12 protein-coding genes are annotated in these 13,434 nt (G+C 43.6%); 2 read left to right on the top strand and 10 right to left on the bottom strand.

Features of this window, described 5'->3' with window-relative positions:
- Positions 1 to 158: 158 nt before the first annotated feature.
- Both rnz and metH read right to left on the bottom strand, forming a co-directional pair.
- Positions 159 to 1,103, bottom strand: a complete 945-nt coding sequence (gene rnz / locus CHI14_RS00440) for a ribonuclease Z (protein ID WP_095286449.1) — start codon at positions 1,101 to 1,103, stop codon at positions 159 to 161.
- A 74-nt stretch (positions 1,104 to 1,177) separates the two neighbouring features.
- Positions 1,178 to 4,618, bottom strand: coding sequence for a methionine synthase (gene metH / locus CHI14_RS00435; protein ID WP_095286448.1), 3,441 nt, complete (start codon positions 4,616 to 4,618; stop codon positions 1,178 to 1,180).
- Positions 4,619 to 4,797: 179 nt separating this feature from the next.
- Here metH and CHI14_RS00430 point away from each other — a divergent pair, with 179 nt between their 5' ends.
- Positions 4,798 to 5,343 carry a cupin domain-containing protein gene (locus CHI14_RS00430; protein WP_095286447.1) on the top strand — a complete coding sequence of 182 codons (546 nt, stop codon included), beginning with the start codon at positions 4,798 to 4,800 and terminating at the stop codon, positions 5,341 to 5,343.
- A gap of 93 nt (positions 5,344 to 5,436) precedes the next feature.
- Here CHI14_RS00430 and CHI14_RS00425 read toward each other — a convergent pair whose 3' ends face one another.
- From CHI14_RS00425 to CHI14_RS00390, 8 genes are all read right to left on the bottom strand, one after another.
- Positions 5,437 to 6,111 carry a GntR family transcriptional regulator gene (locus tag CHI14_RS00425; RefSeq protein WP_095286446.1) on the bottom strand — a complete coding sequence of 225 codons (675 nt, stop codon included), beginning with the start codon at positions 6,109 to 6,111 and terminating at the stop codon, positions 5,437 to 5,439.
- A 106-nt stretch (positions 6,112 to 6,217) separates the two neighbouring features.
- Positions 6,218 to 7,849, bottom strand: a complete 1,632-nt coding sequence (locus tag CHI14_RS00420; protein ID WP_095286445.1) for an ABC transporter substrate-binding protein — start codon at positions 7,847 to 7,849, stop codon at positions 6,218 to 6,220.
- 70 nt (positions 7,850 to 7,919) lie between these two features.
- The gene (locus tag CHI14_RS00415) at positions 7,920 to 8,789 is read right to left on the bottom strand and encodes a carbohydrate ABC transporter permease (protein ID WP_095286444.1); all 870 of its coding nucleotides are present in this window, start codon (positions 8,787 to 8,789) and stop codon (positions 7,920 to 7,922) included.
- Positions 8,790 to 8,801: 12 nt separating this feature from the next.
- Positions 8,802 to 9,731, bottom strand: a complete 930-nt coding sequence (locus tag CHI14_RS00410; RefSeq protein ID WP_481856376.1) for an ABC transporter permease — start codon at positions 9,729 to 9,731, stop codon at positions 8,802 to 8,804.
- 586 nt (positions 9,732 to 10,317) lie between these two features.
- Positions 10,318 to 11,109, bottom strand: a complete 792-nt coding sequence (locus CHI14_RS00405) for an HAD family hydrolase (RefSeq protein WP_095286442.1) — start codon at positions 11,107 to 11,109, stop codon at positions 10,318 to 10,320.
- Between the two features lie 27 nt (positions 11,110 to 11,136).
- Complete coding sequence (locus tag CHI14_RS00400) at positions 11,137 to 11,649, bottom strand: hypothetical protein (protein WP_095286441.1); 513 nt, start codon at positions 11,647 to 11,649, stop codon at positions 11,137 to 11,139.
- 127 nt (positions 11,650 to 11,776) lie between these two features.
- Positions 11,777 to 11,986 carry a DUF896 domain-containing protein gene (locus tag CHI14_RS00395; protein WP_095286440.1) on the bottom strand — a complete coding sequence of 70 codons (210 nt, stop codon included), beginning with the start codon at positions 11,984 to 11,986 and terminating at the stop codon, positions 11,777 to 11,779.
- A 96-nt stretch (positions 11,987 to 12,082) separates the two neighbouring features.
- Complete coding sequence (locus CHI14_RS00390) at positions 12,083 to 12,460, bottom strand: LysM peptidoglycan-binding domain-containing protein (protein ID WP_095286439.1); 378 nt, start codon at positions 12,458 to 12,460, stop codon at positions 12,083 to 12,085.
- A 296-nt stretch (positions 12,461 to 12,756) separates the two neighbouring features.
- On the opposite strand from CHI14_RS00390, the gene lexA reads away from it, so the two are divergent.
- A complete protein-coding gene (gene lexA, locus CHI14_RS00385) occupies positions 12,757 to 13,383 on the top strand; it encodes a transcriptional repressor LexA (RefSeq protein WP_056689962.1) in 627 nt (208 codons plus the stop codon).
- The last annotated feature ends 51 nt before the right edge of the window (positions 13,384 to 13,434 follow it).

The raw sequence follows: 13,434 nt of genomic DNA, 5'->3' as shown, positions 1-13,434 counted from the left end.
CGCTTTCCCGGAAAATAATTTAATTCATTTCCCTGCTCATATTGCCCATCCTACACGCTTTCCGATCAGATTGCAAAAGGGACCTCAGGGCCTCTCCCCTTCAGTCCCGCCTGAATTGCCGTCTTTAAACAAACTTTTTTGAAGCCCAACTGCCTTAATTATAACTGAGATCCATTCTGATGATGAATGACAGGAATTAACTGATGCTCATTCGCCAATCTGGAGTTAGGAAAAACGGCCTTTGCCTCGTCCAAAAGGGGCTGCAGCTGTTCATCATCCTTATAACGAGAGCTAAAATGAGTCATAATCAATTCTCCAACATCTGCCGCTCTGGCCGCCTCGGCCGCTTGCTTAGCAGTGCTATGATAGTACTCATGAGCGGTATCGGCCAAATCGTCCATAAATGTTGCTTCATGTACAAGTACATCTGCTTGCTTAGCAAGGGGCAATACATTCGCACACGGTCGTGTATCTCCCAAAATGGTTATCACTTTGCCGCGTTTGGGAGCTCCTAATACATCCTCCGGACGAACAGCTCTGCCGTCATCCAGGGTAATCGTCTCACCACGTTTAAGACGACCAAAAAGAGGCCCCGGCTTCAAACCATACTCTGCCAGCTTGGCTTGATCGAGACTGCCTGGACGATCCTTCTCCGTAATTCGGTATCCGTAGCTGTCGATTCGGTGTTCCAGTAATGCAGACTCTACAATGAAGCTCTCGTCTTCAAACAGCAAACCACCCGTATGCTCAATAATCTTCAACTCATAGTTAATCCGAGACTGACTTAACTCCATTACGGTTGTAATCATACGTTCTGTCCCAGGCGGTCCATAAACCGTTAGGGGCGTCGTCCCTCCCTGGTAAGCTCTGCTTGATAGCAGGCCGGGAAGCCCGAATACATGGTCCCCATGAAGATGGGTAATGAAGATTTTCTCCAACTTACTCAGTTTAAGCGGTGAACTTAAAATTTGGTGCTGGGTTCCTTCCCCGCAGTCAAACAACCACAAAGCTCTTCGCTCATCCAACATGCGGAGCCCAATGGAAGTTACATTCCGCTGCAGTGTAGGTACACCAGCGTTAGTTCCCAGGAAATATAGTTCCATCCGGATTGCACCTCTTTCTGTTGCCAGCAAAAAGCCTCCGACGATGCGGAGGGCTCTGCCTGACCTCTTATTGATTATGCTTTTTCAACATTAAAATATTTGGCTTGCGGGTGACTGAACACCATCGCAGATACGGAAGCTTCCGGCTCCATCATGAAGCCTTCTGTCAGTTCCACACCAATGTCCTCAGGCTGCATCAGCTTGAAGAGTGGCCCCTGATCTTCCAAATCCGGACAAGCCGGATATCCAAATGACACCCGTATCCCTTGATAACGCGCGCCATGACGCTGTTTCATGGTCATGTTCGCCGGATCCGGGAAGCCCCATATATCTCTCATCATATGATGCACCCGTTCTGCTAATCCCTCAGCCACTTCGAGCGCTACAGATTGAAGAGCATGTGATCGAAGGTAATCCCCTTGCTCCTTCCATGCCGTAGATAGTTCACGAACACCGTGACCGGCAGTTACAACCATAAATCCAACGTAATCCATTTCTCCAGATTCCACCGGCTTCAGGAAGTCCGACAGGCACAGGAACGGTTCAACCTTTTGCCGCGGGAATGTGAAGGTATGCAGAATATTGCTTGTATTTTCGGGATCGTAAATGATGATGCTGTTGCCGCTGGATTGAGCCGGGAAGAAGCGATACATCGCATGTGCCTGGATAATTCCATCCCGGACTGCTTCTTGCATAATCCCGTCGACAACCGCTTTGAGATCAGTTGCTTTGGGATCACCCGAAGCGAGCAGCTGTTCCACAGAACCGCGAAGGCCAAGATGGTGACCAAGCAGCATCTGCATATTTACATACGGCAAAATGTGCGACAATGGATAATTACGCAGCGTGTGCCGCTCAAGATCCGGAGGAACGAGAACAGGATTGTCGATTGCGATATCCGACCGTTCGACTCGCGTAAGCTCCGGCAGCGGTTTAACTGTTTCTGCACTGGACGCATCCGCTTCTTTTTCAGCCTCCATCTCCAGCTGCATGACTTCACGGGAAACCGGGTTCATTAGCTTGTTTGCCAGATCCAGACCGTCCATGGCGTCTTTTGCATATACAACCATTCCGTCATATTCAGGACGAATCCGGTTTTTGGTGAATTTGCGCGTAAGTGCTGCTCCGCCCACCATGATAGGCACGTCGATACCCGCTGTACGCAAATCTTGCGCGGTGACAATCATCTGCTGTGCCGATTTGACCAGCAAACCGGACAGACCAATCGCATCCACGTTTTCTTCTCTATATGCTTCTATGATTCGTTCTGGTGGTACTTTTATACCCAAATTAATGATTCGATAACCGTTATTGGACAGGATGATCTCCACCAGGTTCTTACCGATGTCGTGCACATCACCCTTAACCGTTGCCAGAATGATTTTGCCTTTCACAGATGTTTCATTTTTCTCCATGAATTGTTCCAGATAAGCAACTGAGGCCTTCATTACTTCCGCACTCTGTAGAACCTCAGCAACGATCAGCTCGTTATTGTTAAACAGTCGGCCTACTTCTTCCATTCCCTGCATGAGCGGCCCATTGATGACTTCAAGCGCTGAGTATTTGGCAAGAGCCTGTTCCAGATCTGGCAACAATCCCTCTTTGCTGCCTTCGACAACATAAGAGGCAAGACGCTCTTCTAATGAAAGATTCGAAATCTTTTCTTTCTTCTCAACCTTTTTGTTCCGGAATGCCGCTACGAATGCAGCGAGTGTTTCGTCATTCGTATTATAGAGCAGCTCTTCCGACAATCTGCGTTCTTCCTCCGGGATGGAAGCATAACGTTCCAGCTTCTCCGTGTTAACAATCGCGTAATCGAGTCCGGCCTTCGTACATTCATACAAAAACACAGAGTTCAGGACTTCCCGACCGGCCTCTGGCAATCCAAATGAGATGTTACTGATACCAAGAATCGTATGACACTCAGGCATAGCTTCCTTGATAACCCGAATCCCCTCGATGGTTTCCTTGGCAGAACCAATATACTGCTCATCTCCGGTACCAACAGGGAATACCAACGTATCAAAAATCAGGTCTTCAGCCTTCAATCCATATTTGTTCACCAGGAGATCGTATGAACGCTTGGCAACCTCCAATTTATCTTCACGACTAATGGCTTGACCACGTTCATCGATCGTACCAACTACAACGGCTCCGCCATATTTGTGGATAAGAGGAGTCACAAGCTCGAATTTCTCTTCCCCATCCTCAAGGTTAATGGAGTTAATTATCGCTTTACCTTGAGAGTACTGAAGAGCAAGATCGATAACCTTTGCGTCGGTTGTATCAATCATCAGCGGAACTTTTACTTTTTTGACGACCAATTCGAGGAATTTTTCCATATCCTCAGCTTCTTCGCGGTCCGGGTCCTGCACACAAACGTCGACAACATGTGCACCATTTTTCACCTGAGCGCGTGCAATTTCGGAAGCTTCCTCATATTTCCCTTCAACAATCAGGCGCTTGAATTTCCGAGATCCAAGCACGTTGGTCCGTTCACCAACCATATATGGACGATTGTCCTGCTCTATATACACCGGATCAATACCGGATAATGCTGGCGGATGTGTTCCGTTCATTTCTCTTGGGGGGTACTTGGCAAGCGTATCACGCATCGCCCGAATATGTGCTGGAGTTGTACCACAGCAACCTCCGGCGATGTTTAACCATCCCTGTTCGGCAAATGCTCCAATTTTCTGAGCGAGTGAATCAGGTGATTCATGATAATTACCATTTTCATCGGGCAGACCCGCATTCGGATAACAGCTGACTGCTACTGAAGCCATTCCGGAAAGAGAACGAATGTGGTCACGCATAAACTCCGGGCCTGTAGCACAGTTTAGTCCCACTGAAATTGGGTTAAGGTGTTCTAGGGATATATAAAAGGATTCGATGTTCTGACCCGCAAGGGTTGTGCCCATCGGTTCTATTGTCCCTGAGATCATCAAAGGGAGCTTAATTCCGCTCTGCTCGAATGCTTGCTGGATACCTATGCTGCCAGCTTTGACATTAAGGGTATCCTGCGAAGTTTCAAGCAGCAGCGCGTCAACGCCTCCCTCAATTAAAGCGAGCGCTTGCTCGGAATAACTGTCGATGAGCTCTTGGAACGTTACGCCACCCGTAACCGAGAGCGTCTTCGTTGTCGGTCCCATCGCACCTACCACATAACGTGGAGAATCTGGAGTCGAAAAGCGATCTACCGCAGCTCTCGCAATTCGAGCAGCTTCGAGGTTAATCTCGCGAGCACGATCCTGGATGTCATATTCGGCCAATACAACCGAAGTAGCTCCAAATGTATTGGTTTCGATTAAATCTGCACCAGCTTCCAGATATTCTTCATGAATGCGCTGGATGAGTTCTGGACGTGTAAGTACCAACATTTCGTTACATCCATCCAGATCATCTCCGCCAAAATCTGCACCAGTGAGATCAACTTGTTGAATCATGGTCCCCATCGCACCGTCGAGGATTAATATTCGTTGTTTTAATGCATCATGTAGACTAAGCTTATCCAATATCTTCACCCCCGCAAAACGTTAAATCTTAGTTTAACAGAAACTTACTTATTGTGAAAGATCGGTTTTATTCAGCTGTATGGCGGGTTTCAGACGATCAGGGTCGAATTTGCGAATCGACAAAAAGGTAGACATCCGATATAATATCTATTAAACCAAGTGGAAAAGAGGGAAAGAACATGGCTGAAATTGTGATCAGAAATACGAACGAACGTATCACTGGAGACGAAAATGTTCGAAATTTCTTGGACAAATATGAAGTACTTTATGAAAAATGGGATGCATCCAAATTAAGTGCTGAATTGCAAAATAACTTTGGATTGACTGACGATCAGAAAAACCAGGTTTTGGAAACCTTTGATTATGAAATCAAAGACCTCGCTGCACGTCGCGGATATCAAATCTGGGATGTCATCACCCTCTCCGAACAAACGCCAGATATCGAAGAAAAATTGGCAAAGTTCGAAGAAATCCACACACATGCCGAAGATGAAATCCGTGCCATTGTTGCGGGAAAAGGGATCTTTGTTATCAAAGGTACTGATGATGTAGGTTACTTTAATGTAGAATTGTCTCCTGGAGACGTTATTTCCGTACCCGAAAACACGCCGCATTTCTTCACTTTGATGGAGAACAAACAGATTATTGCTGTCCGTCTCTTTATCGAAAAAGACGGCTGGGTTGCTGACCCATACCCGGATCCTACGTTTATTAAGCAGGCCTAATCTTATATTACGAATATCGTTCATTCAACAAACCCCTGTTCATTTTGAACAGGGGTTTGTTGCGGTTTGGATTATTATACAACATGAGATGGATTATATAAAATAATGTGGATACTTTGCTTTGACCGTCTCCTGTTCAACAACGACCAGTCTAAGGTGAGCTTCCATCACCTTCATCGCTTGTTCTGTTTGGCGCTCCTTGATGAGCTGGTAGATTTCCTTGTGTTGGGAGATAATAATTTCGGAATTAATGTCTTCGGACAAGCGAAGGATGCGCAGACGATTAAACGGAATATTAAGCTGCTGAAGCATTTTCCACGTTCTCATTTTTCCCGTTCCCTGAAACAGGATCTGATGAAACTCCTCATCCAGTTCAAACAGTCGATAGAAGTTATTCTTATCCATGCACACTTCCTGCATGGCGATATTGGTTTCCAATCTGAATTTGAATTCTTCTGCAAATGAGGCACACGCCAGCGCTACAATTTCCTTTTCTATTTTTTCTCGCATAAATCTGCCTTCTTCCACATGCTCCAGATTAATATGTGAGACGATTGTTCCGCTCTGCGGGATAATATCCAGAAGTTCCTCTTCAGCAAGCTTCATGAAAGCTTCGCGAACAGGTGTTCTGCTAACCTCAAGTTCATCCGCTATTTCTTTCTCTGAAATCTTCGTACCAGGCTTAAGCTCAAGGTGCAAAATTCTTTCCTTTATCAGCTCGTATGAATAAGCCCGGGTCGAACCTCTGATCTTTTGATTAAGTGACATTCCTTAACCTCTTCCTCTCAGCCGTATTCATTTATCTTAGCATAAATTGCCGTTTCACTAAAATGAGCTCAGCGAAACGGCAATCGATTAAACTTTGTCTATCATGTTACTGCTGTTTGTTCTCTTTATACTTTTTGTACGTATCGTTGGAAATCTGCAGGTACTGAGACAACCCTTGTCCTTCCAATTCCTGTACAAATGCATCGAACTCGTCAAGACTGCGTTCGCCCAGAATAAATTTAAGTGTATTTTGATCCGAGTAGTCCTTAAGTGGAGTACTAAGCAATGTTACCTGTTCACGGTCAATGTCTGAGTACGGAATCGGCGGTTCAGCCGGAATAACTTCTTTGGTCTCCTTCATGTCCTGCTGGAATTTCAATTCTTCTTCACTAAACATGGAGTGCAGCAGATCCGTTGTTCCACCATAAGCAAACACGCCACCAGAGAAACCGTAATCAATACGCAGATCTTTTGTACCTTTAGGATTCAATCCATTATAGTTCACATCATCCGCAAGCTTGCGAACCCCATCCTGTTTCGTGAAGGTCTCTCCTTCAACTCCCCATTTGGCGAATTCCTGTCCTTCATCACTGTAGTATAACCAGTCAATAAATTGCATTGTGGCTTTGAAATTCTCACTTTCTTTGATTTTACCGGAAATCATGACACCGTTTTCAAGTCTCGATCCAGACATTAATTGTCCTTTCGGACCACCTGGAACCGTAATTTTAGCAATGGAGAACTTTCCTTCACCCAACGTTTTATTCATATCATTGCGATGCAGTACTAACGTTTGAGAGTTACCGTTAATGATAAACGACTTGCCAGAGACAAATTTTTGTGTCGCTTGATCATCATCTTGAGTGAAACTTTCCTTGTCCAGCAATCCTTCTGACACCATTTTGTTGAAGTAGGTCAGCATTTCTTTGTACTCAGGAGTAGTGGATGTATATACGAATTCATCCTTGTCTTCCTTATACGTAAGACCATTGCCGAAGCCCCAACCGCCCTTGGTTCCAAAACCAGCAGCCGCAATATTTAACGTACTGTTAAATTCAAATCGGTCCGAGAACGGAATCGAATCTGGGTAGATCTCTTTCAACTTCTTGGCAGCATCATATAGTTCATCCCATGTCGTTGGGATAGGAATGTTGTTTTCCTCGAAGACATCCGTTCTAACAATCAGTGTATAGTCTGGCCATACTTCTTCATGCAAACCAGGGAGAACATAATACTTCCCATCTTCCTGACGGAGACCCTCCAGTTCATCCTCAAGTCCCCACTTCTCTACCTTGTCCTTGAAATTAGGCATCAAGTCAACATAGTCACTTACGGGCAATACGGCTCCAGAGGATACGAAGGCAGATTCTTCACCCGGATAGGTTTTAGGGATTACGAGAGGTGCATCTCCCGAACTGATCAAAAGAGATCTTTTTTGCGGATAGTCAGACATCGGTACAATGGTGGGATCCAACGTCACACCCGTCAGCTCAGTGATTTTTTGGAAAAGCAACCAATCTTTCTTGTATGGATATGCTGGCTGATCACTATAAAGTATGGATAAGTTGAATGGCTCTGAGGCTTTAAACGTTTCACCCACTCCGTAGGACTCCATAGCCCCTTTGGATTCGGGTTCTGCCTTTTCGGTTCCCGCTCCGCTGCTGCATGCTGCCAAAACGACACTCATCATTGTTGCCAAAACCATCTTGCCTACAAGCTTGCGTGGTCTCTTTTTCATTCCGTTGTCCCCCTGCATGTGGTTTAGATTGGCCTTGCGTCTAAGAGATGTTAACTATATGCACTTGGAATTACTGCTTAACAGATCCCAACATGATACCGGTTACAAAGTATCTTTGCACAAACGGATAAATCGTAAGGATAGGCAGAATCGTAAGTACCATCGTTACCGACTTGATATTAGCTGAGATTTGAGTCAAATTATCAGCCGACGCTCCAGCAGAAGCTCCTCCTGTTGCACCTGCAATCATATTGCGCAAATAGATGGTCACAGGGAACAGTTCCTTTTTGTCGAGATACAGGAATGCCGGGAACCATGAGTTCCAGTGTCCCACTGCGTAGAACAGAACCATTGTAGCCATTACAGCCTTACTTAGCGGCAATATGATACGAAGTAAAATACCATATGTGTTCAAACCGTCGATGGCTGCTGCTTCCTCCAGCTCCTCGGGCATGTTCTCGAAAAATGATTTCATAATTAACATGTTATAAATACTGATTGCTCCCGGTACAACCAACGCCCACATCGTATTGTTCATGCCAAGGGAATTAATCAAGACGTAGTTTGGAATCAATCCGCCACTGAAAAACATGGTGAACACGGCAAACATTGTCCAGAACTTGCGTCCCATTAATCTCTTTTTGGAGATCGCATACGCGAAAATGGTTGTCATGAACATGGATATCAATGTACCTACCACAGTGTAGATAATCGTATTTTTATAATTGGTCCAGAACATGTTATCACGCGAGATTGTCTTGTAGGTTTCCACATTAAAACCTCGCGGGATGATGCTGACTTTCCCTGAATTGATATAGGATTCACTACTGAAAGATTGTGCTACAACATTCAGGAATGGATAGAGTGTGATGAACACCACGAGCAGCAAAAAGATGGTGTTAAATACTTTGAAGACTTTGTATGATTTTGATTCCTGCATGTTACCCCTCCTTTACCACAAGCTTCGCTGTGTTAGTCTGCGTGAAATTGCATTTACCGAGAATACCAAAATCAGTCCGATGAGTGATTCGAATAATCCAATCGCAGTAGCGTAACTGAAGTTGCTGGATTGCAAACCTACACGATACAGATAAGTGGAAATCACGTCTGATGTATCATAGATAAGCGGATTGTAAAGGAGGAGAATCTTCTCAAATCCGACAGCAAGAAAATTACCCATATTCAGAATTAACAATGTAACAATCGTTGGCAAAATGCCTGGTATGGTTACATGGATCGTCTGTTTCCAGCGATTCGCACCGTCAATTCGTGCAGCTTCATACAAAGAATCATCGATTGTTGTTAATGCGGCAAGATACAAAATGGCTCCCCAGCCCATGCCTTGCCAAATTTCAGAGGTTATATAGATTGTTCTGAACCATTCAGCGCGCTGCATAAAAGGAATGTTGTCTCCGGTAAAGAATGCAACCAAGCCATTAATAGATCCATTCACTGCCGTTAGTTGCAAAATCATACCAGCTACGATAACGATCGATAAGAAATGCGGCAGATAAGATGCAGTCTGAACGAACTTTTTGAAGCGTTTACTTTTTACTTCATTCAAAAGCAGAGCAAAGATAATGGGAACCGGGAAAGTGAAGAGTAATGCAAGCCCGCCCAACATGAGTGTGTTCCCAAATACTTTCCAGAACGTGGGGTCCTGTACGAACATCTGAAAATACCTTAACCCAACCCAAGTTTCACCAAAAATGCTGCCTCCCGGTACAAATCTTCTAAAGGCAATCACGTTACCAATCATGGGCCCGTATTTAAAAATTATCAGATAGATCACTGGAAGTATTAATAGTGAATACAGCTGCCAATCTTTGCGGAGTAAGGCTCCAGCTGTTCTTAACCTGCTTTCTTTGCGTAATGAGGTCATCGTAAGCGTGGTTTTAGCAGTTTCTGACTTCATATCTGATTCACTCCGATCAAATAAACTTGATAAAATCAAAAGTACTTTATGACAGCTCCCATCTTCACTTCTTTCTATCGAAGACCTTGCAGAAATTTCACCCCCACTGCATAATAGATATTTGGTAATGTAAGCGATATCAATTTAAAGTAGTTTAATGGATATACTTAGGTTCAGATGGTTATTTTATTGCTCAATCTCATGAGTACCTGTTGTATTCCAAAAATTAATATTTCCCAAAACTATGTAAAGCGCTTACAATATACATAAAAATAATAAAGCAATAACTTCTGATTCCATAACCTGGATATGCCAAAAGAGTACTGCTTTTAAATGATTCCCATACTAGTCATACTAGTATGTTAGTTACATTCTAAAACAGCAGTCCCAACATTTCAATACCTTTTTTTATTATTTTTGAATATTTCTTCATTACACTGTTGTTTTAAAGTTTCAACCAAACCAAAAAACATTGATAACCCATGAATGATTTTGCCTCATTCACCGAGGTTATCAATGTTTTAAAATGCACCATTGTTCACTTCTGAAATAATCAGAAATTAGCAATGATACGATCTAATTCTGATAAGTGCTTAATCTCATGATCGGGTACATACGACTCCGAGTTCACTTTGTTCTCCCGATTAATCCAGACAGACTGGATTCCTGCTGACAAAGCTCCGCGGATATCCGTCGTGAGTTTATCTCCAACCATCAAGCCTTCTTCTGGTTTTACTCCAAGTTTGCTGAGCGCATGTTCAAAGATAGATGGGTCCGGTTTTCCTTTTCCAAAAGTACCCGAGATGATGATCTCATCGAAGAAAGGAGCCAGTTCAGGCACACCATCCAACTTCTCTTGCTGCAGAGCAGGACAACCATTCGTCAAGAGCAACAGTTTGAATTTTCCCTGCAATTGACGCAATGTGTCCATCGTTTCCTCATAAACATGAGGTCTGGATCTTCGCTCTGCTCCGAAATGCGCGGCTAGACGCTCAGCCAAATCTTCACGGTCCACTCCCAGCTTCAATAAACCACGACGCCAGGACTCCTTACGATATACAGGGGCAAGCTGCTCCAATTGACGGAATTCCGGCTGGTCACCACCTGTAAAATTAGCCCAAAGTCCTTCAAACGGATTGATACCAATCATTTTGGTGAATGGAAAGGTTTCATATGATTCATAAAGACTACGAGCTTCATTACGAACAGCTTCTTCCAATGCCTCAGCATCAACGCCGGTTTCTTGTGAAGCAAGCAGGCAAGTTTCGTGGAATGCTTCCCGCACACTGCGTTCATCCCACAATAAAGTATCATCCAGGTCGAACAAAATCGCTTTTAATGCCATTCCGATCATCTTCCCCTTTGTGAATAATTACTTTTTCTCGTCTGTTTCTACAGTAATCTGATGTGCTTTGGCAAATTTCAGAAGTCGTTCAGAAATGGCATCTGTATCATAGCGGTTCAACAGTTTAGTGAACACCCATCTTTTTCCACGGCTGTTATGTTCGATAACTACCGTTCCCTGTTCGAATCTAAACTTAACGATGTCATCTACTCCAATGGAGCGTTCCCGATTCCCTTTGGTTGTTATAATCCGGTTGCTCCCGATTTTGATGTAAGGACGGCGAAGCATAAAAATTACAGCCAAAAATACATACAACAGCATCGTAACCCAGTCCCATGTTGTCATCGGAGCTTTAACAAGAAATGTGCTCATAAACAGATACAAAAACGCAAGTCCAATGAGGAAAATAGGAAACAGAAGACTGCGTCCTTTGAAAATGTCCTCACCAGGCGTACCCGAAATCGGCTGACCATTTTTTTTGCGCTGCTGATTCAACTGCTTTGAATTTTTCCGAACCGTTCTCTCGAACGAACGAGCCATGAGAATCCCCCTTATGTCATCTTTGTATCGGCTTACAAAATTCGCAAACCGACATTCCCCCTATAAATTTGCATTCTCAAAATAAAAGGAAGAAACCTAAATATCATTACGATATCTTTAGGTTTCCTTAGTGTTTGAGTTTGCCTTGGTGGCCTTGATCTTTCTCATCATCTACAATTTCAATGGACTCCAGTTGCTGTCTGAAGTTACTGCGGATGTTGTTTAAGTAAATTTCTCTAAGTTTAGCACGTTCGGCAAGTTCTTCCTCTGAAAGTCCAGTGGACTTTTGTTTACGAGCCAATTCATTGATGCGTGCTACCAGGCTATCTATATCCAAGCTTGTCCCCTCCAAAAATACAAAGTCATACTAACTTTGACATGATCGAGGCTGCTTGTCAAGGCTGCTACTTACTCGCTCAACTGAATCATGATTTTAGGGGTTAAACTGAGGCAAAATTAGAACCTGCCCAGCTTGAATTGAAGTCGTTTGAAGCTGGTTAACTTTCTTTATTGCTTCTATATATACACGCGTATCCATATTTTCCGGTTTATGCTCCAAAGATAAGCTCCATAATGTCTCACCCTGGGATACTGCTATTTTGCTGCCAGGAAGAACATTGTTCTCATCACCTGCAAACACAGTCAATACAGTGCTGCAGCCTATAATTATGATTAACGATGCCATAATCAATTTCAACATCCATGTTGGCATCTTGGCTTCTGCAAACCATTGTTTAACGTTACTTATGTTAGACTTGACCGCTTCCGAATTCACCGGTTCGTAAATACTTTGATAAGTGGAATATCTCATATTAATCGTCCTCCAAACGTTTGTTCCTATCTGTTAAAATCAATATAACACGAACACTTGTTTTGTACAACAGATTTTTAGAACAATTGTTCGCTTTATTTTGAACTCCAAATTTTCCGTAAATCTCTAGGTGAATTTTAACTCGTTTTTTTACTATTGTTAGATTTGTAGGACTATACGAATTAATGACTCAAAAACATTGATTTTATCGGATTTTATTTAGAACTTATGTTTGTACGAACGGAGGTTCTATGTTATAATTTTCCCAAACGTTACTAAAATGGGGTTGATACGGTATGTCGAAGATATCCAGCAGGCAGCAAGCTATTCTGGAGTTTATACGCAATGAAGTCCGGTTGAAGGGATATCCTCCTTCCGTACGTGAAATTGGAGAAGCGGTTGGACTGGCTTCCAGCTCTACGGTTCATGGACATCTGGACCGCTTGGAGAAGAAAGGTCTCATTAGACGTGACCCTACTAAACCGAGAGCCATTGAGTTATTAAGCCAAGAGGAATCAGAACACTCCCATCAGTTTGCACACAGTGTTGCTCGCATTCCTGTCGTAGGTAAAGTCACTGCAGGGGTTCCGATTACCGCAACAGAGAACATTGAGGATTATTTCCCGCTACCGACACATTATGTTGGAGAACAGAAAGTGTTTATGCTCTCTGTTGTGGGTGACAGTATGATCGAAGCAGGAATTGTCAATGGAGATTACGTTATCGTACGCCAGCAGCAAACGGCAGATAACGGAGATATTGTCGTTGCGATGACTGAAGATGACGAAGCTACAGTTAAAACATTCTACAAAGAAAAAGACCACATTCGTCTTCAGCCTGAGAATGCAACATTTGAACCACTTCGTTTAAAACATGTTAGCATTTTGGGTAAAGTGATTGGCCTTTTCCGTGATATTCACTAGTCTTTCTTCCAACAGCAAGTCAGCTGAACTGTAATGACAAAAAGAGGTTGC

Source organism: Paenibacillus sp. 7516, from assembly GCF_002272715.1.
Classification (GTDB): domain Bacteria; phylum Bacillota; class Bacilli; order Paenibacillales; family Paenibacillaceae; genus Paenibacillus; species Paenibacillus illinoisensis_A.
This window is presented reverse-complemented; position numbering and strand designations above follow the sequence as displayed.